Below are 20,987 nucleotides of genomic sequence, written 5' to 3' on the forward strand. Positions count from 1 at the left end.
CGGCCTATTCGGCGGCCAGGATCAGCCCGCTGGTCGGCACCCCCGTCCCCGCCGTGACGAGGACGTGGCCCGGCCCCGGCACCTGGTTGACCGACGTCCCGCGCACCTGACGCACCGCTTCGGCGATGCCGTTCATGCCGTGGATGTAGGCCTCGCCGAGCTGGCCGCCATTGGTGTTGACCGGCAGCCGCCCGCCCGGCCCGATCCCTTCCCGTGCGATGAAGTGCCGCGCCTGGCCGCGCCCGGCGAAGCCGAACGCCTCGAGCTGCGGCAGCACGAAGGGGGAGAAATGGTCGTAGAGGATCGCGGTGCGGATATCGTCCGGCCGCACCTGCGCCTGCGCGTAGAGCTGCTCGGCGACGAGGTCCATCTCCGACAGGCGGGCGATGTCGGATCGGTAATAGCTCGTCATCATCTGCTGGTCGTCGGCCGCGCCCTGCGCCGCCGCGCGGATGATCGCCGGGGGTTGCCTGAGCTTCGCCGCGCGCGCCGCGCTGGTGACGACGATCGCCACCGCGCCGTCCGATTCCTGGCAGCAGTCGAGCAGGTGGAGCGGCTCGACGATCCAGCGCGACGCCTGGTGATCGTCGAGGGTGATCGGCTGCTGGTAGAACCAGGCCGCGGGGTTGGTCGCGGCATGGGCACGGCAGGCGACCGAAACCCGTCCGAAATCCTCCGAGGTGGCGCCGGTCTCGTGCATGTAGCGCCGCGCCGCCATCGCCACCCAGGAGGCCGGGGAGATCAGGCCAAACGGGACGTAATAGCCGTAGTGCGCGGACTCGGCGTTGGGCACGGGCGGCGGCGTGTAGCCGCTGCCGAAGCGATATTGCGACCGCTCGTTCATCGCGCGGTAGCAGACGACCACCTCGGCCACGCCGGTCGCTACCGCCATCGCCGCCTGCATCACCGGCGCGCAGGCAGCGCCGCCGCCATAATGGATGCGGCTGAAGAATTTGAGCTGCCGACCGCCGATGTTGCGGAACACCTCGATCTCGGGATTATTGTCCATCGTATAGGTGCTGAGCCCGTCGACCTCGGCCCGGTCGATGCCGGCGTCCTCGAGCGCGGCGGTGATCGCCTCGACCGCGAGGCGCAGTTCGGACCGGCCGCTGTTCTTCGAGAATTCGGTCGCGCCGATGCCGACGATCGCGGCCTTGCCGGACAGCCCGTTCATGCCCTCGCTCCCCAATGCAGCGTGACGGTGGCGGCGACATGCTCGCCGATCGCGTTGCGGCCGCTGACCCGCACGTCGACCTCGTCGCCCTCGACCCGGCTCACCTCCCCGGTGATCCGCATCGTGTCGCCGACGAAGTTGGGCGCGCCCAGCCGGATGTCGACCGCGGCGATCCGCGCATCGGGCCCGCACCAGTCGGACACGTAGCGCTGGACGAAACCGTTGCTGGTCAGGATGTTCATGAAGATGTCGGGCACGCCGGTCGCCTGCGCGGCGGCCTTGTCGTGATGGACATCCTCATAGTCGTTGGTGGCGATCGCGCCTGCGACGATGGCGGAAGCGGTGATCGGCACGATCAGTTCGGGCAGGCCCTGCCCCACGGTCACGGTCTTCATGCGAGCGGCTCCGTCCGGCCCGAGGCGACCGCATCGCCGATCGCGGCGAGCATCGGGGCGGCGCCGCCCAGAGCCTCGCCGATCGCGGTGGCGGTCAGGAAATAGCGATGGATGGGATAGGTGATATCGGCGCCGATCCCGCCGTGCAGATGCTGCGCAGCATGGACGACGCGGTGGCCGCCGATCGCCGCCCAATATTTGGCGGCGGCGATGTCGGCGGGCTGGACGCGGCCGGCGTCGATCTGCCAGGCGGCGAGCAATGCGGTCGAGCGCATCGCCTCGACGTCGATGAAGGCGTCGGCGGCGCGCTGCTGCACCGCCTGCATCGATCCGAGCGGCTTGCCGAACTGGATCCGCCCGCTCGAATAGTCGGCGGTGCGCCGCAGCGCCTCGGCGGCGACGCCGACCTGGCGCAGCGCCAGCGCCACCTGCGCGCGCTGGACGAGCGCGGCGACGATCGCCGCCCGTCCGCCCGCCGGCCCGAGCACCGCGTCGCCAGCCAGCCGCACGCCGTCGAAGCGCAGCATCGCCTGCGGCTCGCCGCTCGTCGAGCGTTGCGGCTCGACCGCGAGGCCGTCGGCGCCGGCATCGACCAGGAACAGCGCCGGCCCGTCGGCGGTGCGCGCGGTGACGAGCAGCGCCTGCGCCTCGGCGCCATAGGGCACCGCGACCTTGACCCCGCCCAGCCGCCAGCCGTCGCCGTCCGCCGCGGCGGTCACCGCCGGATCGCAGGGATCGACGCCGCCGACCTCCTCGATCGCGACAGCGAGGATCGCCGCGCCCGACAGGATCGCTTCAAGCCATTTTTTGTGCGCAGCATTGCCATGCGCATCGATCGCCCAGGCGGCGAGCGCAACCGGAGTCAGCGGCAGCGGCGCCAGGGTGCGCCCCTGCTCCTCCAGCAGCAACCCCAGCTCGACCATGCCGAGCCCCAGCCCGCCAGCCTCGGCTGACAGCGCCAGCCCGAGCATGCCCGCCTCGGCGAGGGTCTTCCACAGGGCAGCGTCATAGGGACGACCGCTGTCGGCGAACGCGCGGATGGCCTCGTCGCCGGTCGCATCGTCGAGGATGCGGACGGCCAGGTCGCGCAGCGCCTGCTGGTCGTCGGTCAGGGTGAAGTCCATGATGTCCTCAGGCGAAGCGGAAGGCGGGGAGCAGATAGCCGGGCTCGATCTCGACGAAGTCGGCGACGACGGCGCGGCCGATCTCGACCGCCTCGGGGGCGGCGTCGATCATGTTGGCGACGATGCGGACACCTTCCTCCAGCTCGACCAGCACGACCGGCAGCGGATAGTCGAAGCCGGGCAGGCGCGGCTGGTGCATGACGACGAAGCTGTGGATCGTCCCCCGCCCGCTCGCCTCGACGATCTCGAAGTCGAGCGATCCGGTCAGCGGATCCATCGGCCCGGGCGGATGACGCAGCCGGCCCTCGCAGGACTGGAACAGCAGCTTGCGCTGGTTCACCCCCTCCCAGAAGAAGGCGTTGTCATGGGTGATCGCCGGGCGCGGATGCGGCCAGGCCTTCGCCTCCGCCGACGGTTCCGCCGAATGCGGTTGGGCCAGGTTGGGCCTGAATTTCAGCACCCGGAAGGTCATCCGCCCGACCGGCTCGCCGTCGACGGTGAAGTCGTAGGCGAGCGTGACGAAATGGCCGATGCCGAGCGCGGTCCGCTTCTCGTCCGACACATCGGCGACGATCGGGGTCGAGGTCACGACCTCGCCCAGCCGCAGGTAGCGGCCATAATCCTGGCGGACATTGGTGGCGACGACGCCGGTATAGCCCGCCGCGTCGAACAGGCTGAGCACCGCCATCCCCTCCTCGGCGGTGCGGCCGCCGGGGCGGTAGGGGGCCATCGCCCAGACGTCGAGCATCGCCGGCGGCGCGACGATGCCGGGATGGCCGGCGGCGCGCGCGGCCGCCTCGTCCAGATAGATGGGATTGGTCTCCCCCATCGCCTCGCACCAGCGGCGGATCATCGGCAGGTTGACCGGGTCGCGCGCCGTCGCCGGCGGACTGGCCGGCCGCCCCACCCAGGCGCGGGCCTGTTCGAGCAACTCGCTCATCAGCGTCCTCCCCTCGGCATGCCGAGCCCGACCTGCGCCACCATGTCGCGCAGCACCTCGGCGGTGCCGCCGCCGAAGGTGTTGATCTGGCATTTGCGATATTCGCGCTCGATCCGGCCACGCAGCACCGCGCCCGGCGATCCCTCCCGGATCAGCCCGGCAGGCCCCAGCACATCGAGCAGCAGCCGCATCACCCGGATCATTCCCTCGGTTCCGAACACCTTGAGGCCCGAGGCGAGATCGGCGCGGGTCGACCCCTGCGCCACCTGCGCCGCGACCCGGTTGCCCATTACCCCGATCGCGCGAAGCAGGGCATAGGCCTCGCCCAGCGTCGATCGCACCCATGGCACGTCGATCAGCCGCCCCGCGCCCGCCGGCGTCTCGCGCGCCCATTGGACGACCTGGTCGAAGCAGCCATTGCCGCTGTAGCTGAGCGCGGCGAGGCCGATCCGCTCATGGTTGAGCTGCTCGGCGATCAGGCGCCAGCCGGCGTTCACCTCGCCGATCACCATGTCGGCGGGGACGCGGACATCCTCATAATAGGTGACGTTGGTGCGGAAGCCCCCGACCGTCCAGATCGGCGAGACCGAGAAGCCCGGCAGCCGCGTGTCCATCATCAGGATGGTGATGCCCTTGTGCGGCGGCGCCTGCGGATCGGTCCGAACCGCGAGGAAGACATAGTCGGCGCCCTCCGCGCCGCTGGTGAAGATCTTCTGCCCGTTGACGACATAATCGTCGCCGTCGCGCACCGCGCGGGTCGTCAGGCTGGCGAGGTCGGTGCCCGCCCCCGGCTCCGAATAGCCGATCGCGAAGATCAGCTCGCCGGTCGCGATGCGCGGCAATATCTCGCGCTTCTGCTTCTCGGTGCCGAGCCGCATCAGCGCCGGCCCGACGGTGTTGACGGTGACGAAGGGGAAGGGCGCCTCGGCCAGCACCAGCTCCTCGAGCAGGATCTTCTGGGTCAGCGGATCGAGCCCGCGGCCGCCATAGTCGACCGGCCAGCCCGGGGTGAGCCAGCCGTCGCGGCCCATCCGGCGGATCACCTCGCGATAGACCGGGCCGCTTTCGGCATCGACCGTCGCGGCGCGCACCTCGGGGGTCATGATGCCGTCGAGATAGGCGCGGAACTCGGCACGGAGCGCCTTCTGCTCGGGGGTGAACTCAACATGCATCGCCGGATGCTCCTTCGAAGGGCGGGATGCCGAGCCGGGCGAGCGCGTCGCCGGTCAGCGGGACGTAGCGGCCGGCCGCGGGGTCGGCGACGTAGAGCCGGTCGCCCCTGGCCGCCGCAGGGTCATAGCCTTCGCGCTGGAGATCGACCTTGCGCAGCTTGAAGGTGGTGGTCATCTCGGCGGTCGCCGACAGCCGCACGAACAGCGGCACCGCATAGGGGGCGAGATGCGCCGTTGCGAAGGCGTGGAAGCCCTGCGGATCGAAGGCCGCGCCGTCGCCATAGGTCAGCGCGGCCATGCCGGCGCGGCCCTCGGTGCCGGGCACGCGAACGCCGTAGACGTTGACGACCGACGGCCCCGGGAACCCCGACAGCACCGTCTCCACCTCGGCGGTCGAGACATTCTCGCTCTTCCAGCGGAAGGTGTCGCCGACCCGGTCGACGAAGAAGAAATAATCCTCCTCGTCGAACCGCACGAGGTCGCCCGACCGGAACCAGCGGTCGCCCGGCCGGAACAGGTCGCGCAGCAGCTTCGCCTCGGTCGCCTCGGCCGAGGTATAGCCCTCGAAGAAACCGGCGACGCCGTTGCCATCGAGCACTTCGGCGACCAGCTCGCCCGCCTCGTGCGGCCCCGCCTCGACAGGGTTGCCGGCGGCGTCGCGGACATGCTCGCCTGCGGCGACATCCCATTTCAGGATGCGGATGTTGGTCGCCCGGGGATAGGGCAGGCGCCCGACCGAGCCGGGCCGCCCGTCGACGTTGGTGATGCCGTAATTGGCCTCGGTCGAGCCGAGCCCCTCGATGATGGCGTCGACGCCGAAGCGATCGGCGAATGCCTCCCACAGGTCGGGCTTCAGCCCCGCCCCGGTCATCACCCGCAGGCTGTGGTCGCGGTCGTCGGGCGCCGGCGGGGCCGCCAGCAGGTAGCGGACGATCTCGCCGATGTAATAGAGGGCGGTGATCCGGTACCGGCGCACGTCGGACCAGAAGCCCGACCGGCTGAATTTGCGGCGCAGCACGAAGGGCCGGCCAGTCGCCAGCGCCACCGACGGCACCACCATGCCGCCCGCGCCATGGTAGAGCGGCAGGACGCAGTAGAAGACGTCCTCTGTGCCGAACTCCATCAGCCCGGCCATCATCTCGCCGGCGTTGAGGAAGCGCATGTGGCTCATCCGCGCCGCCTTGGGCAGGCCGGTCGTCCCCGAGGTGAAGATCAGGTAGAGCGGATCGGCGAGCACAACGCCCGCCCGCGCGCCGCGCGGCGGATCGTCGTCCGGCGCGGCGGCCATCGCCGCGTCGAGGTCGCGCCAGCCATGGGCCGATCGGTCCGCGCCCGTCTCCGACTGTTCGAAGACCAGCGGCGGCAGGGCGTCGGGGGCCATCCGCCCGACCGTCGCCGCCAGTTCCGATCCGACGATCAGCGCGCGCGCGTCGACCTGGCGCAGCGCATGGCCCAGCACCTCGCCCGTCGCGCTGGTGTTGAGCAGCGCGGTGACCACCCCGATCTTGGCGAGGCCCAGCCAGATCGTCACGAACTCGGGGCGGTTGAGCATCAGCAACGCGACGACGTCGCCCTTCCCCAGCCCCGCCGCCCGCGCGGCGTGCGCCACCCGGTTGGCGCGCCGGTTCATCGCCGCGAAGCTGATCGACTGATCCTCGAACAGGATGAAGGGCGTGTCGGCGGCGTCGGCGGCACGCTCCTCCAGCCGGTCGGCGACCGAATAGGCGAGGTCGCGGGTGAAGCCGGCGACGCGGGCATAGCCGCGCATCAGCCGCTGCATCGATTCCTCGCGGGACGGCAGGACGAAGGGTTTCATGCGGTGCGCTCCGGCAGGCAATCGAGGAAGGCGAGCAGCGCGCCGAGGAAGGCGTCGTTGTCGTCGCCCGCGACCATGTGATGCGCGCCCGCGATCGGGACGATCTCGGCATCGGGCAGCATCGCCCGGAAGCGCGCCGCGCCCGCCGGCGAGACGATCTCGCTCGCGGTGCCGTGGACCAGCATCAGCGGCGCGCGGATCGCCTGCGCCGCCGCCGACAGCCGGCGGTTGATCGCGTCCATGTCCCAGCCGTCCTGGGGACGGACGAAGGCGGGATCCCAATGCCAGTACCAGCGGCCGTCGTCGCCCCGGCGCAGGCTGCGCGACAGACCGTCGAGGCTGGCGGGTCTCGGCCGGTGCGGCAGATAGCCGGCGATCGCTTCGGCCGCCGCCTCCAGCGTCGCGAAGCCGCCGCCGGTACCGCGCATGAAGCCGACCACCTGCTCGCCGCCCGCCCGTTCCATCCAGGGGACGATGTCGACCAGCACCACCGCGGCGACTCCGGCGGCCGGAGCCTCCCCCGCCGCGAGCAGCGCGGCGAGGCCGCCGAGCGAGGCGCCGACCAGGATCGGCGGGCGATCGAAGCTCGCCACCACCCGGCGGAGATCGTCGGCGAAGCGGTCGAGCGTATAGCCGCCATCATCGGACCAGGCGCTCTCGCCATGGCCGCGCTGGTCGAGCGCCACCGCCTGATAGCCGGCCGCGCCGAGCGCACGGACCGCCGCGCCCCATGAACCGCGCGTCTGGCCGCCGCCATGAAGCAACAGCACCGGCTGCGCGCCGGCGGGCCCGGCCGCGTCGGCGACCAGCGCAATGCCGCCCGCGCCGCGAAAGGCACGAACGGCCAGTTTCCCGTCCGTCCCGGCGCCCTCATCGACAGGGTCGTTGCTGATCACGCGCATCCTCATTTCGTCGATACGCTAAAGGCGTCCGGACCGACGGGCGAGCACCGCCTCTGTTCGAATCCCGCCGCCGATGTTCCGATCCGATCGGATCAGCAGGGCGGCGCCTCCGCCCGGTAGCGCGCCGGCGTGGTGCCGGTGGCGCGGCGGAAGGCGAGCGTGAAGCTGCTCGGCCCGCTGAAGCCGAGCGCCGCCGCAACCTGCTTCAGCGGCAGGTTGGTCTCGCGCAGCATCGCTTGCGCGCGCGCCAGCCGCGCCTCCTCGACGAAGCGGTGGACGGTGCGGCCGGTGCTGGCACGGAAGCTGCGCGCGAAATGGCTCGGGCTCACCTCGGCAGCGGCGGCGAGGTCGGCCACGGTCAGCCGCTTGCCGACCGAGCCCGCGACGAGGTCCTCGACCCGGCGGAGCTGCCAGGCCGCGAGCCGCCCCTGGCCGGCGACCGAGGCGGCGGCGCGCGATCGGTGGAAATAGCGGGCGAGATCGACCGAGAGCGAGGCGGCGAGCGCATCGACCAGCAGGTCGGCGGCGAAGCCCGGCGCGACCGCCTCGGCCGCCAGCCGCTCCATCGTCGCGCGCACGCGTACGTCGCGCACGTCCCCGCACAGGGCGATCTGCCGGGCGTCGGTAGGATCGAAGTCGGGCGGCAGCAGGCCTGCGGCGGTGCTGCACACCGACAGCTGCCGGTCGCCGCCGGGGCCGGTCGCGCTGATCACCGCCGAAGCGGGGATGACCATCATCCGGCCGAGCGGCAGGACCGCGCTGCGGGTATCGGCGGCATGGTAGACGCCCGCCGCGCCACGGCCCGGATTGTCGCACAATACCATCAGGTCCTTGCCCGGCGCGCGGGTGTCGAGCGAGGGCCGCTCGTAACGGTAGGTATAGACATGGACCCGGGTCCTGTCCGTGCAAAGCTCGCCATCGGTCCACGCGCGCGGCACATCGCCCTCCTTCGCCCGCCTTTGCGAACCCGCCCACCCTAATCGACACATATCGTCAAGGCCAGCGCATTCGAAGCAATGCGTAACCATACCGATGTTATCTCTACGCAATCCGTTAATAGAGAAAGGGAATGAAAGGCCAGACGATCGCCGCCATCGAGGCACGGGTCGACTCATTATGCGCATCATTTTACGCGTATGATTACGCGTTGGAGATTGACGACCGCCATATTCCCGCGCTATGCGTTTCACGAATACAGAAACACCCGACAGCCAATCGGGAATCGGTAGGGGTAGAAGATGTCGCATCAAAAAGCTCAGTTTTCCACGCGCGCCGCGGTGATCGCCCTGGCCATCGGCGGCTGCGCCGCGCACGCCCAGACGACGCCTGCCCAGGAGGCTCCCCAGGCCACGGCCGACGGCGGCATCCAGGACATCGTCGTCACCGCCCGCCGCCAGTCCGAATCGCTGCAGAAGACACCGATCTCGATCACCGCGCTCGACAGCCGCGCGCTGGAACGCAGCAACATCCAGGCGGTCGACAAGATCGGCCAGGTCGCGCCGAACCTCGTCATCAGCCAGCAGTCCTCGGCGCTGTCGGCTGCGTCGATCAACATCCGCGGCATCGGCCAGACCGATCCCTCACTCGGCCTCGACACCGCAGTCGGCATCTATCTCGATGGCGTCTATGTGGCACGCAGCGCGGGTTCGATCTTCGACCTGGTCGACATCGAACGGATCGAGGTGCTGCGCGGCCCGCAGGGGACGCTGTTCGGCCGCAACACGACGGGCGGCGCGATCCAGATCGTGTCGAAGAAGCCCGCCGACAGCTTCGGCGTCACCGCCAAGGGCGGCTATGGCAGCCGCGACAACATGTTCGGGCGCCTCCGCGTCGATACCGGCGAGTTCGGCGATTCGGGCATCTCGGCCTCGGGCAGCTATTATCACCGGCAGCGCGACGGCTATTTCAACAACCTGCTGACCCCCAGCAGCAAGGACCCCGGCTCGCTCAACGTCGACGCCTTCTCGGTCGCGCTGGACGGCGATTTCGGCCCGTTCAAGGCGAGCTACGGCTTCGACTATGACGACCGCACCGGCGCGCCCGGCTTCTTCCAGACGGTCGCGCTCAGCCCCGCAGCCCAGACCTATTACAGCCGCTCGCCGCAATATGGCGGCCCGGCGCTGCAGTTCGTCGGCGCCGACACCCGGCTCGAGCGCGGGCTGCAGCAGCCCGGCGGCCCCGGCAACACCTACACCTCGCACAGCCGCAGCCAGGGCCACAACCTGACCCTCTCCTACGAAATCTCGCCGGCCGTCACGCTCAAGTCGATCACCGGCTACCGCAAGCTGCTGCTCGAGAACGTGCTCGGCCTCAGCGGCCAGGGCGACCTGAAGGGCCTCGTCCTCGACTTCACCTCGCCGACCCTGACCTCGGTCCAGTCGGTGACGCCGTACAACGGCTACAACAGCCCGCAGAAGCAGAAGCAGTGGTCGCAGGAGATCCAGCTGCTCGGCAAGGCGGGTGACTTCAGCTATGTCCTCGGCGGCTATTATTTCCGCGAGAAGGTGTCGGAGCGGAACAACCAGAACCTGACCCTGGTCCTCGCCCCCGCCGCCCTGCCCTTCCTCGGCTTTCCCGGTGCGGTGGCCGATGCGCTGACCGCGCAGGGGATCGACCTGATCGGCTTCAATACCAGCCCGGTCGCAGCCTATTCGCAGACCTCGAAGTCCTATGCCGCCTTCGGTCAGGTCAGCTGGAAACCGCAGGCGCTCGACGAGAAACTCGAGGTGACCGGCGGCATCCGCTACACCGAGGACCGCAAGAACATCTTCCTGCAGAACAGCAATGGCGGCGTGTCGACGATCATCGGCCCGGCCCGCGGCAGCACGAAGAACACCAACACGTCCTTCCTCGGTTCGGTCAGCTACCAGATCAACCCGGACGCGCTGGTCTATGCCAAGGTCTCGACCGGCTACAAGTCGGGCGGGTTCAACCCGCGCGCCGACACGCTGAACAGCTTCGCCCCGGAAAAGCTGGTCTCCTACGAAACCGGCGCCAAGATCGACCTGTTCGATCGCCATCTTCGGATCAACGCGGCGGCCTTCCTGAGCAAATATGACGACCTGCAGGTGCCACAGTTCGCGGCCGGCAGCGGCGGCGCGTCGACCCTGCTGGTCAACGCCGGCAAGGCCGAGTTCAAGGGCTTCGAGCTGGAGGTCACCGCCATCCCGGCGCGCGGCCTGACCCTTTCGGGATCGCTCGGCTACACCGACCCGAAGTACAAGCGCTTCCTGTTCCTCAACCCGAACACCAACACGATCAGCGACATCGCCGATACGGCGCGCTTCCCGAACGTCGCCAAGTTCAATTCGAACCTCGCGGTCGACTACACCTTCGAGCCGATGGATTTCGGCACGCTGTCGGCGCGGGTCTCCTACGCCTACCGCAGCCATGTCTATTTCTATCCGAACGACGCGGTGAACCCCTATCAACAGCAGGTCGACTCGCCCGCCACCAACACGGTCGACGCGCGCATCGCCCTCAGCGACATCGCGCTCGGCGCCCGCGCCAAGGGCGAGATCGCGCTGGTCGGCGAGAATCTGCTGAATGAGGATCAGGTGCTCTACGGCATCGACTTCGGCTCGCTCGGCTTCGGCGGCAAATTCTACGCCGAGCCGCGCCGGGTGTCGGTCGAGTTCAAGATCAGCTTCTGAGCCGATCGATGAGCGAGGCCCCGAACAACGCCGTCATCACCGGCGCCGCCAGCGGCATCGGCTTGGGGCTCGCCCGCGAGGCGGCTCGCCGCGGCATGCGCCTCGTCCTCGCCGACCGCGACGCCGATGCGCTCGCGGCGGCGGCCGACGCGCTGCCCGACGCGCTGGCGGTGCCGACCGACGTGACCGACCCGGCCGCGGTCGAGCGGCTCGCCGCCGCGGCCTATGACCGGCTCGGCCCGGTCGACCTGCTGTTCAACAATGCCGGGATCATGGCGACCGGCTTCAGCTGGGAGATCGATCCGGCGCGCTGGGACGCCTCGCTGAAGGTCAATATCGGCGGCGTCCTCAACGGCATCCGCGCCTTCGTGCCGCGGATGCTGCAGGCGGCGCGGCCCGCGCGGATCGTCAACACCGCCTCGGTAGGCGGCTTCAACCCCAGCCCGCTAATGGCCCCCTACAGCGCCACCAAATTCGCGGTCGTCGCCCTGACCGAGGCGCTGAAGGGCGAGCTCGACATGCTCGGCGCGCCGGTCGCGGTGAGCCTGCTCGCCCCCGGCCCGGTCCGCTCGGCGATCTTCGACGATCCGTTCGGCGGCGCCGTCCATCCCGCGACCGAGCGCTTCGTCGCCGGACTGCGCGGCATGATCGACCAATATGGCATGGACCCGGAGCCCTTCGCGGCGGCGGTGTTCGACGCGATCGCGCGGGGCGACTATTGGATCGTCCCCCAGCCCGAGGCACTCGATCCCATGCTCGAGCGACGCCAGGCGATGATCGCCGCGCGGGCGCAGCCGAGCTTCGACTTCCTGTCCTGAGATGGACGCTCATCGCGATTCTGCGTAAAATCAATCGCCGATCTATTACGCATGGCTTGCATACTTCCTGTTTTGTGTCATTATATGCGGATAACACATAATCATATGAGGGAGAGGAAATGACCGTCGCATTCCAGCTCGCGCGCGCCTCCACCATCGCGCTCGCGATCGCCGCCACCGCCCCGTCCTTCGCGCAGGCGACGCCGTCGCAGGCGGCCGCTCCGGCCGCCGCCGAGGACAATGGCGTCGCCGGGGTCGAGGAGATCGTCGTCACCGCGGAGCGCCGGGCCGAAAACCTGCAGCGCACCCCGATCGCGATCACCGCGCTGACCGCCAACAGCCTCCAGTCGTCGGGCATCACCGACCTGCGCGGCGTGGTGCAGGCGGCGCCCAGCCTCTATTTCGCGCCCTATCCCAGCTCGACCACCACGCTGGTCCTGTTCATGCGCGGCCAGGGCATCGGCGATCCGAACATCATCACCAAGGACGGCGGCGTCGGCCTCTATGTCGACGGCATCTACCAGTCGCGCCCGCAGGCATCGACCTTCGACCTCGCCGACGTCGAGCGGGTCGAGGTGCTGCGCGGCCCGCAAGGCACGCTCTACGGCCGCAACACCACCGGCGGCGCGGTCAACATCATCAGCAAGAAGCCGACCGGCGAGCTCGGCGCGCACGGCCTGCTGTCGCTCGGCAACTACGACTATCGCCGCGCGCTGGTGAATCTCGACCTGCCGCAGTTCGGCACCTTCAAGGTCAAGCTGACCGGCCTCTATTCGAACCGGGACGGCTGGGCGAACAACGCCGCCAACACCGCGGGCACGCCCGACGCGCACGATTTCCAGTCCGACCGCAAATATGCCGTGCGCGGCGCGGTCCGCTGGGAACCGACCGACGGGATCACCGTCGACTATTCGGGCGACTATAGCGACCAGCGCACCACGCCGGTCCGCTATGTCACCGAGAACGCCTTCGCGCCCTTCCTCTTCCCGGGCTACACGTCCGATCCCGAGACCGCCTATCGCCCGGTCTACCTGCCCTACAGCCATGTGAAGTCGGACGGCCATACGCTGATCGGCGAATGGCGGGCGAGCGACGCGCTGACGTTGCGCTCGCTGAGCAGCTACCGGCATATCAAGGTACGGACCTACCAGGACTATACCGAAGCCTTCCTGGCGCCCTTCTTCGCCTTCGATCGGATCGGCTCGAAGACCTACACCCAGGAATTCCAGGCGGTAGGCACCGTTGCCGACCAGTTCAAATATGTCGTCGGCATCTATTATTTCCGCGAGAAGGCCAACCATTTCGAGACGGTCGACGTCGGCACCGGCACGCCGGGCCAGCAGGTCCTGGTCGATCGCGACACCAACGCCAAGTCGACCTCCAAGGCGATCTTCGGCCAGCTGACCTGGACCCCGGCCTTCGCCGACGGCAAGTTCGACGTGACCGTGGGCGGCCGCTACACCCGCGACAAGCGGACCGCCGACCGCATCCGCACCTCGAACTTCTTCATCGGCCAGACGTCGCCGCTGGTCGCCCGCCGCTTCAACGGCCCGGGCGCGACCATCCCGCTCGGCTCGGTGGTCGGCGCGACCGACGTGAAGAACAGCAAGTTCAACCCGGCGCTGACACTGTCCTATCGCCCGGTCGAGAACGTCTCGCTCTATGCGAAGGTCGTGACCGGCTACAAGGCGGGCGGATCGAACGAGGCATCGCCGACCTTCACCCGCACCTTCGGGCCGGAGACGGTCACGAGCTATGAGGCGGGCATCAAGTCCGACCTGCTCGACCGGCGGCTGCGCGTGAACCTCGCCGGCTTCGTCGCCAAGTACAAGGACCTGCAGCTCGACATCTCGGCCGACCCCGCCGACGCGTCGCTGGCCGACACGTTCAACGTCGGCCGCGCCACGGTGAAGGGGCTGGAGGCCGACCTGACCGCGGTGCCGGTCCCCGGCCTGACGCTCAGCGCCAGCTATGCCTATACCACCTCGAAGATCCGCAACGTGCAGGCCCCGGCCGGCTCGATCTTCGATCCCGCCGTCAATCCCGGCTCGCCGGTGCAGGTCGGCGACGACATCACCGGCTATTTCGTGCTGCCATTCACGCCGAAGAACAGCGTCCGGCTTTCGGGCGACTGGGTGATCGGGACGTTCGGCAGCGGCGACCTCGCCGCGCATGTCGACTATACGTGGAAGGACAAGGTCTACACCACCGCCGGCGACGGCCCGAGCGTCCCGCTCGGCCGCGACGCGCCGATCAACAAGGCCTATGGCGTCGTCGACGCGCGCCTGAGCTACACGATCGATCGCGGCAACGGCCGCAACATCTCGATCGCGCTGTGGGGCAAGAACGTGTTCGACAAGCGCTATCCCGGCTTCGTGATCGGCTCGGGCTCGATCATCGCCGGCTATCAGAACCAGGCGATCTCCTACGGCGATCCGGCGACCTACGGGATCGACGTCGGCTTCTCCTTCTAACCGCCTCCAGCCCCCCCCGGGGCCGGCCGGCCGCGACAGTGTCGCGCGCTTGCCGGCCCCGTTCCGTTTCAGCGCGGCCGGTCCGTCACAGGCTGGCGAGGAAATCGAGCACGACAGCGTTGAACGCCTCGGGCTTCTCCTGCTGGACGAGGTGGCCCGCCCCTTCGATCGCGACGATGCCGGCGAGCCCCGGCACCCGCCGCCGCAGCCTGTCCTCCCAATCGGGGAAGAAGGCGAAGGAGGGATCGGCGGCGCCCAACAGCATCAGCGTCGGCACGGTCACGTCGGCATCGGCCCAGGCGCGGCCGATCTCCCAGTTGCGGTCGGCGGTGCGGTAGGAATTGAGTCCGCCGATCATCCGCCGCGCCGAATCCGCATGGTCGTAGCGGGCGACGAAGGTGGCGAACTCGGCTTCGCTCAGCCACGGCCAGGGCAGCGGCGGCGCGGGCGGCAGCGCATCGAGATAGCCGGTGCCTTCGGAGGGCAGCGTCTTCCACGCCCAGAGGTCTCCGGCCGCGCTCAGTGCGTGGAAGCTGCGCCGCAGATAATCGGCGAGAGCACCGCCCAGTTCGCGGTCCGCGGGTCCGACCGTCTGGAAATAATGGAAATGGACGAAATGCGCCTCCGCCATCGCAGCGAAGCGCTCGCTCGGCCGATGGTCGGGCGAGGCCATCTCGGGCCGCGCCGGCGACCCTGGCGGCAGCCGCTCCGCCGCGCCGAGCAGCGCCCGGCCGGCGAGGTCGTAGTCATAGGGGATGGTCGCCACCAGCGCCCGCACCCGATCGGGCGCGCGCACCGCGAGGTTCCAGGCATATTGCGCGCCGAAATCCTGCCCGATCACCACCGCGCGCTCGGCCCCGTAATGATCGAGCAGCGCGAGCAGATAGGCCTGCATCCGGTCCGACGCATAGAGCGCGGGATCGAGCGGACGGTCGCTGCCGCCATAGCCGAGGCTGTCGATCGCCACCGCGCGGAAGCCGGCCGCGGCGAAGGGGAGCATCTGGTGCCGCCACGACCAGGCCAGGCCCGGGAAGCCGTGGATCATCAGCAGCAACGGCCCCTCGCCCGCTTCGACCGCATGGAGGCGCAGGCCGTCGCCGACCGGAATTTTGCGCTCCATGATCGATTTCGTTTCACGCATAGCGCGATCTCTCCCGATATTTTCCTCCATCTTTCGTAACAGAAAAGATGGACAGAATCGCAAGATGCTATAGCCTCCCCGCGACAGGGAAGACGAGGAGAGGACGCATGCGCATCGACGTTCCGGCCGCCCAGGCCCATGACCCTTATGGCTATGCCACCGAGACGCTGGCGCCCGAGATCATGCGGGCGGGCGGCGCCTTCAGCCATGCCGTCTATCGCCATTCGAAGCTGTCGCTGCGCGAGTTCGAGGGCGCCCGCGCCCGCACCGCGGAGATCAACGGCTGCGTGATCTGCCAGCGCTTCCGCGCCGCCCGCGATCTGGGCGGGATGTTCTCGGGCACCGGCACGCGCGGGACCGTCGTCGACAACGGCCCGGCCCCCGACGAGGCCTTCTACGCCGCGGTGCCCGAGTGGCGGACCTCGCCGCTGTTCAGCGAGCGGGAACGGCTGGCAATCGAGTTCGCCGAGCGCTTCGCCGTCGAGCCCAAGGCACTGGCGCGCGACGAGGCCTTCTGGGCCAAAGCGCGGGCCGCCTTTTCCGACGCCGAGATCGCCGACCTCGCCAATTCGGTCGCCAGTTGGGTCGGCCTCGGCCGGGTCGCGCATGTGCTCGGCTTCGACGAGGTCTGCCTGCCCTTCACCGCCGAGGCGGCCGAGTAGGAGCCTAAGCCCTCACCTCCTCAAGTCGTTCGTCCCGAGCGCAGTCGAGGGACGAACGGTGGTTTTGAGTGATGCCTAAAGCTCCGCCAGGAACTCCACCATCAGCCGACTGACCTCGTCCGCGCGTTCGAGCTGGATCAGGTGGCCGGCGCGCGGCAGCATCTCGATCCGCCGCACGTCGGCGTGATAGCGCGGGATCGCGCCCAGCGGATCGTCGCCGTGCCACGCCTCCAGGTCGACGTCGTTCTCGCTGCCGATGAAGAAGAAGGGCCGGGTGGTCGGCGCATGCCGCCACGCCGCGCGCTGCGCCCAGCGCAGGTCCATCGCGCGATACCAGTTGAGCCCGCCGGTGAAGCCGCTGCGCGCATAGTCGGCGACGTACCATTCGAGCTCCCATTCGGAGAGCCAGGGCCAGGGCAGCGGCGGCGCTTCCGGCAGCGCGTCGAGATAGGCGGTGCCCGGCGGATGCTTCCACACGTCGAGATAGTGGAAGTCGCCCGACAGCGCGTAGAGCACCCTGCGCAGGAATTCGCGCGGGGCCGCGTCGAGCGCGGCGTCGGCCGGGCCGACCGGCCGGAAATAGTCGATATGGACGAAATGCTCCTTCGCCCATTCGGCCGCCTCGACGAGCGGCGCCTTGTCGGGCGAATCGGGATAGGCCGGATTCTCCAGCGCGATCACCGCCCGCACCCGATCGGGGTGGAGATAGGCGAGGTCGTAGATCGCGAAGATGCCGAAATCGAGCCCGGCAAACACCGCCTGGTCGAGCCCGAGATGGTCGAGCAGGCCGATCAGGTCGCCGACGATGTGCGGCGCGTCGTAAAGCCGGTGGTCGGCCGGCGCCTCGGTCTGGCCCATGCCGCGCATGTCGGGGGCGATCACCCGCCAGCCGGCGGCGGCGAGCACCGGGATCTGGTGCCGCCAGCTCAGCCAGATGTGCGGGAAGCCGTGGCAGAGTACGATCGCGGGCCCCTCGCCCTGCTCCACCCAGTGCATGGCGATGCCGTTGATGCGGGCGTGGCGATGCGTCCAGTCGGCCATGCTCAGCCTTCTCCTTCGAAAGTGCCGGCGAGGATGCCGGGCATCGCCTCGATCAGCGCCGCCACCGCCGGCTCGACCTGCAGGTCGGCGCGGTGGACGACCCAGATGTCGGCGGCCGCCGCCGCGGGCGCCGTGCCCGGCAACCGTTCGAGCGCCGGATCGCGCGCCGCCAGCCGTTCCCACAGCCAGGCCCGGCCGAGCCCGGCGCGGACCGCGTCGTGGAGCGCGGCGATGCCGTCGACCTCGACGCAGCGGCCGGCCTCGTCCTTGGCGTTGAGCCGCGCCCAGGGCTGGGGATTGGCGAGCATCATCGCATGGCCCCACACCACCGCGCGCGCCGGATCGGCGCCGCGCCGCGCGAACAGGGCCTGGCCGAAGCCGCCGATCCGTTCCCCCGCCAGGTCACGCGGCTTGGTCCGCGCGATGGCGAGGCCGACGTCCGCCTGCCGCTGCTGGATCGCCGCGATCGCATCGCGCGCGCCGACCACCTCCAGCGACACCGCCGGATGCCGGTCCAGAAAGGCGCCGAAGGCGGGCAGCAGCAGCGATGCGAGCCCGGCGGTGCCGGCCACCCGAATCGGCCCGCCGATCCGGTCCCCGGCCGGGGCCAGGTCCCGGTCGAGCCGCGCCATCGCGCGCTCCATCGCCGCCGCCGCGCGCAGCACCGCCCGGCCCGCCTCGGTCGGCCGGTAGCCGGCGCTGGTCTGTTCCCACAAGGATCGGCCCGTCGCCCGTTCGAGCCGCGCGAAGCGCCGGCCCACCGTGGTCCGGTCCATGTCCAGCTTGCGCGCCGCGGTGCTGTAGTCGCCGGCCCGCACCGCCGACTGGAACACCCGCACATCGTCCCATTCGATCGCCATGCCGTGCATTCTTGCACAGGCGGAGTGCGGCTTCCAGTCCCCGGGACCATGGTATCCTGCACGGGAACGGGATGGCTCCCGTCATGTCACAGGAGAGTTTTGGATGGCCACCACCGCCGACTATCGCCTCGGCCCCAACACCTTCGCCCGCGGCTGGCACATGGTCGCCGACGCGTCGAAGCTGGGCAGCACGCCGATGCCGGTCCGCTTCTTCGCGCGCGACATGGTGCTCTACCGCGGCGAGAGCGGCACGCCGCACCTCGTCGACGCCTATTGCCCGCACATGGGCGCGCATCTCGGCCGGAACGAGACCAGCTACATCGTCCGCGACAATGAGCGGATCGAGGGCGAGTCGATCCGCTGCCCCTTCCACGGCTGGCGCTTCGGGCCCGACGGCCGCTGCAACCAGATCCCCTATTCGGACCAGAAGCCGCCCGCGGCGGCGAAGATCCAGACCTGGCCGGTCGTCGAGCGCGCCGGCATCATCTGGATGTGGCACGACATGGAGGGCAACGCGCCTGACCATGAGCTGCCGCCGTTCGCGCAGTGGGACGATCCCAACTGGGTCCGCTGGGCGATCGACGATCTGGGCGAGCTGCCCCAGCATCCGATCGAGGTCGTCGACAACATGACCGACTTCGCCCATTTCGTGCCGATCCACGGATCGCGCGACATCCAGTATTTCTATAACGAGTTCGACGACCATGTGCAGTGGCAGATGTTCGGCGCCGGCCACCGCACCCTGGTCCAGGAGGGCGAGGGCCTGCTCGAGCTCGACACCTGGTACACCGGGCCGGCGATCCTGCAGTCGTCGATGCGCGGTACCTTCCCGACCCACATGCTGATCGCGCACACGCCGGTCGAGGACGGCAAGATCCACGTCTGGCACGCGCTGATGGTCGACATGGGCCGCGCCGCCACCGACGAGGACGTGCCGATGGCGCGCGCCTATCAGGAGGCCAGTCGCGTCGCCTTCGCGCAGGATTTCGAGATCTGGACGCACAAGCGCGCCTGCCTGTCGCCGATGATGGTGCGGGGCGACGGCCCGACCGACAAGTGCCGCCTGTGGTACAAGCAGTTCTACAACCCGATCGCCCAGGCGCCCGACTTCCAGAAGCGCGTCAACGGCCGCCACACGGTCGTCGACAAGCGCGATCCGGCGAAGCGGGTCGCCTGATCGCTCCGCCCGCGCGGCCCGGCTGACGAAGCTCCGGGCCGCCGCGCCGGTCATTTCAGCAGGAAGCGCTGGACCTTGCCCGCCGCGTTGACGGGCAGCTCGTCGACCCATTCGACGCTGCGCGGCACCTTGTAATTGGCCATCTGCTCGCGGCACCAGGCGAGCAGCGCCTTGCCGTCGCGCGCCGCGCCCGGCCGGGGCACCACCACCGCGTGGCCGACCTCGCCCATCCGCTCGTCGGGGCGCCCCACGACCGCGACCCGCGCGACGTCGGGATGTTCGAGCAGCCGCGCCTCGATCTCGGCCGGGTAGCAGTTGAAGCCGCCGCAGATGAACAGGTCCTTCGCCCGGTCGGTGATGCGCAGATAGCCGCGCGCGTCCTGCGTCGCGATGTCGCCGGTGCGCAGCCAGCCCTCCCCGTCGATCGTCTCGGCGGTCGCCCGGGGATCGTCGAGATAGCCCTTCATCACGTTGAAGCCGCGCACCAGCAGCTCGCCCGGCTCGCCGGTCGGCACGTCGCGGCCTTCCCCGTCGACCAGCCGCACCTCGACCCCGGGGATCGGCCGGCCGCAGGTCGACGCGACCAGCTCGACCGGATCGCCCGCCTGGGTCGCGCTGACGCAGCCGCTGCCCTCGGTCAGGCCATAGGCGGTCAGCACCTCGTCGATGCCGAGCTCGTCGTGCATGCGGCGGATCAGCACCGGCGGCACGCTGGCGGCGCCGGTCACAGCGAGCCGCAGGCTGGCCGTGTCCACGGCGCCGCGCGCCGGTTCGTCGAGCAGCGACTGGAAGATGGTCGGCGGCCCGGGCAGCACCGTGATCCGCTCGGCCGCGACCGTCGCCAGCACATGCGCGGCGTTGAACTGCGCGACGGGGAAGATCGTCGCCCCCTGCAGCAGCGCCGCGACCCAGCCCGCCTTGTAGCCGAAGGTGTGGAAGAAGGGATTGACGATCAGATAATGGTCGCCCTCGCGCAGCCCGACCGCGTCGCTCCACGCCTGGAAGGTGCGCAGATTCTGCTGATGGCTGCTCATCACCCCCTTGGGCCGGCCGGTGGTGCCCGATGTGAACAATATGTCGACGGTGTCGTCGCCGCCGACCGCGACGATCGCGGCTGAGACGTCGGCGTCGCCCGCCCCATCCTTCGCCCCAAGCCAGGCGCCGAGATCGTCGAGGAACACGACCTCCTCCAGCCGGGGCAGGTCGCGCCCCTCGAGCATCGCCGCATAGTCGAGGCCCAGGAAGCCGCGGACGGTGAACAGCCAGCGCACCTCGCCCCGCCGCAGGATATCCTCGGCCTCGCCGCCCTTGAAGCGGGTGTTGAGCGGGATCAGCTCGAGCCCGATCTGGGTCGCGCCCGCGGCGGCGATCGCCCAGGCGCCGCTGTTGGGCGCCCAGATCGCGATCCGATCGCCCTTATGCGCACCCCGCGCCAGCAGGGCGCGCGACACGGCGCGCGCCGCCTGGCGGAAGCCGGCGAAGGACAGGACGCCGCCGTCCTCCTCGCGCACGAACGGCCGGTCGCCCCAGCGCCCCGCCGCCTCGTCGAGCAGAACACCCATCGTCAATGTCGTCGGCAGTACCATCCTCGTTCGATCCTTCGTTCCGGCCCGGCGATCGCTCGCCCCGGGCCCATCC

The 20,987-nt window shown here is 69.7% G+C and carries 17 protein-coding genes; 5 read left to right on the forward strand and 12 right to left on the reverse strand.

The genetic code is table 11. The annotated features are described in order from the left end of the window. Positions 1 to 4 precede the first annotated feature (4 nt). The 8 genes from B5X82_RS14130 to B5X82_RS14165 form a co-directional block, all read right to left on the reverse strand. Positions 5 to 1,174 (reverse strand): lipid-transfer protein, encoded by a 1,170-nt coding sequence (locus B5X82_RS14130; protein WP_079648814.1) that lies wholly within the window; start codon positions 1,172 to 1,174, stop codon positions 5 to 7. Then, on the reverse strand, positions 1,171 to 1,569 hold the full coding sequence (locus B5X82_RS14135; RefSeq protein ID WP_079648815.1) for a MaoC/PaaZ C-terminal domain-containing protein: 399 nt from the start codon (positions 1,567 to 1,569) through the stop codon (positions 1,171 to 1,173). Before B5X82_RS14135 ends, B5X82_RS14130 begins: the two co-directional genes overlap by 4 nt. Beyond that, on the reverse strand, positions 1,566 to 2,693 hold the full coding sequence (locus tag B5X82_RS14140; protein ID WP_079648816.1) for an acyl-CoA dehydrogenase family protein: 1,128 nt from the start codon (positions 2,691 to 2,693) through the stop codon (positions 1,566 to 1,568). Before B5X82_RS14140 ends, B5X82_RS14135 begins: the two co-directional genes overlap by 4 nt. Positions 2,694 to 2,700: 7 nt before the next feature. Beyond that, positions 2,701 to 3,633: a bifunctional MaoC family dehydratase N-terminal/OB-fold nucleic acid binding domain-containing protein gene (locus tag B5X82_RS14145; RefSeq protein WP_079648817.1), complete on the reverse strand. Its 933-nt coding sequence runs from the start codon at positions 3,631 to 3,633 to the stop codon at positions 2,701 to 2,703. Further along, positions 3,633 to 4,805, reverse strand: coding sequence for an acyl-CoA dehydrogenase family protein (locus tag B5X82_RS14150; protein ID WP_079648818.1), 1,173 nt, complete (start codon positions 4,803 to 4,805; stop codon positions 3,633 to 3,635). The genes B5X82_RS14145 and B5X82_RS14150 overlap by 1 nt, the downstream gene beginning before the upstream one ends. Next, complete coding sequence (locus B5X82_RS14155; RefSeq protein WP_079648819.1) at positions 4,795 to 6,621, reverse strand: long-chain-acyl-CoA synthetase; 1,827 nt, start codon at positions 6,619 to 6,621, stop codon at positions 4,795 to 4,797. Before B5X82_RS14155 ends, B5X82_RS14150 begins: the two co-directional genes overlap by 11 nt. Next, positions 6,618 to 7,517, reverse strand: a complete 900-nt coding sequence (locus B5X82_RS14160) for an alpha/beta fold hydrolase (RefSeq protein ID WP_223811133.1) — start codon at positions 7,515 to 7,517, stop codon at positions 6,618 to 6,620. Before B5X82_RS14160 ends, B5X82_RS14155 begins: the two co-directional genes overlap by 4 nt. Before the next feature lie 98 nt (positions 7,518 to 7,615). Beyond that, positions 7,616 to 8,461 carry a helix-turn-helix domain-containing protein gene (locus tag B5X82_RS14165; protein ID WP_079648821.1) on the reverse strand — a complete coding sequence of 282 codons (846 nt, stop codon included), beginning with the start codon at positions 8,459 to 8,461 and terminating at the stop codon, positions 7,616 to 7,618. A gap of 300 nt (positions 8,462 to 8,761) precedes the next feature. On the opposite strand from B5X82_RS14165, the gene B5X82_RS14170 reads away from it, so the two are divergent. From B5X82_RS14170 to B5X82_RS14180, 3 genes are all read left to right on the forward strand, one after another. Beyond that, positions 8,762 to 11,176, forward strand: a complete 2,415-nt coding sequence (locus tag B5X82_RS14170; protein WP_079648822.1) for a TonB-dependent receptor — start codon at positions 8,762 to 8,764, stop codon at positions 11,174 to 11,176. Positions 11,177 to 11,184: 8 nt separating this feature from the next. Then, on the forward strand, positions 11,185 to 11,994 hold the full coding sequence (locus tag B5X82_RS14175; RefSeq protein ID WP_079648823.1) for an SDR family NAD(P)-dependent oxidoreductase: 810 nt from the start codon (positions 11,185 to 11,187) through the stop codon (positions 11,992 to 11,994). A 119-nt stretch (positions 11,995 to 12,113) separates the two neighbouring features. Continuing rightward, entirely contained in the window at positions 12,114 to 14,468 is a 2,355-nt protein-coding gene (locus B5X82_RS14180; RefSeq protein ID WP_079648824.1) for a TonB-dependent receptor, read from the forward strand. Between the two features lie 85 nt (positions 14,469 to 14,553). Here the strand turns inward: B5X82_RS14180 and B5X82_RS14185 are convergent, their stop codons facing one another. Beyond that, positions 14,554 to 15,609: an alpha/beta fold hydrolase gene (locus B5X82_RS14185; protein WP_079648825.1), complete on the reverse strand. Its 1,056-nt coding sequence runs from the start codon at positions 15,607 to 15,609 to the stop codon at positions 14,554 to 14,556. 107 nt (positions 15,610 to 15,716) lie between these two features. Between B5X82_RS14185 and B5X82_RS14190 the strand changes: the two genes are divergently transcribed. Further along, positions 15,717 to 16,271, forward strand: a complete 555-nt coding sequence (locus B5X82_RS14190) for a carboxymuconolactone decarboxylase family protein (protein WP_079648826.1) — start codon at positions 15,717 to 15,719, stop codon at positions 16,269 to 16,271. 75 nt (positions 16,272 to 16,346) lie between these two features. Here B5X82_RS14190 and B5X82_RS14195 read toward each other — a convergent pair whose 3' ends face one another. Further along, positions 16,347 to 17,312 (reverse strand): alpha/beta fold hydrolase, encoded by a 966-nt coding sequence (locus tag B5X82_RS14195; RefSeq protein ID WP_079648827.1) that lies wholly within the window; start codon positions 17,310 to 17,312, stop codon positions 16,347 to 16,349. A 2-nt stretch (positions 17,313 to 17,314) separates the two neighbouring features. Continuing rightward, entirely contained in the window at positions 17,315 to 18,172 is an 858-nt protein-coding gene (locus B5X82_RS14200; RefSeq protein WP_176152564.1) for a LysR family transcriptional regulator, read from the reverse strand. A 103-nt stretch (positions 18,173 to 18,275) separates the two neighbouring features. Between B5X82_RS14200 and B5X82_RS14205 the strand changes: the two genes are divergently transcribed. Beyond that, positions 18,276 to 19,349: a Rieske 2Fe-2S domain-containing protein gene (locus tag B5X82_RS14205; RefSeq protein ID WP_079648829.1), complete on the forward strand. Its 1,074-nt coding sequence runs from the start codon at positions 18,276 to 18,278 to the stop codon at positions 19,347 to 19,349. Between the two features lie 50 nt (positions 19,350 to 19,399). On the opposite strand, the gene B5X82_RS14210 is transcribed toward B5X82_RS14205, so the two are convergent. Beyond that, positions 19,400 to 20,935, reverse strand: coding sequence for a FadD3 family acyl-CoA ligase (locus tag B5X82_RS14210; protein ID WP_079648830.1), 1,536 nt, complete (start codon positions 20,933 to 20,935; stop codon positions 19,400 to 19,402). Between the last annotated feature and the right edge of the window lie 52 nt (positions 20,936 to 20,987).

Origin of the sequence: Rhizorhabdus histidinilytica (assembly GCF_900167915.1) — a bacterium.
Lineage (GTDB): Bacteria > Pseudomonadota > Alphaproteobacteria > Sphingomonadales > Sphingomonadaceae > Rhizorhabdus > Rhizorhabdus histidinilytica.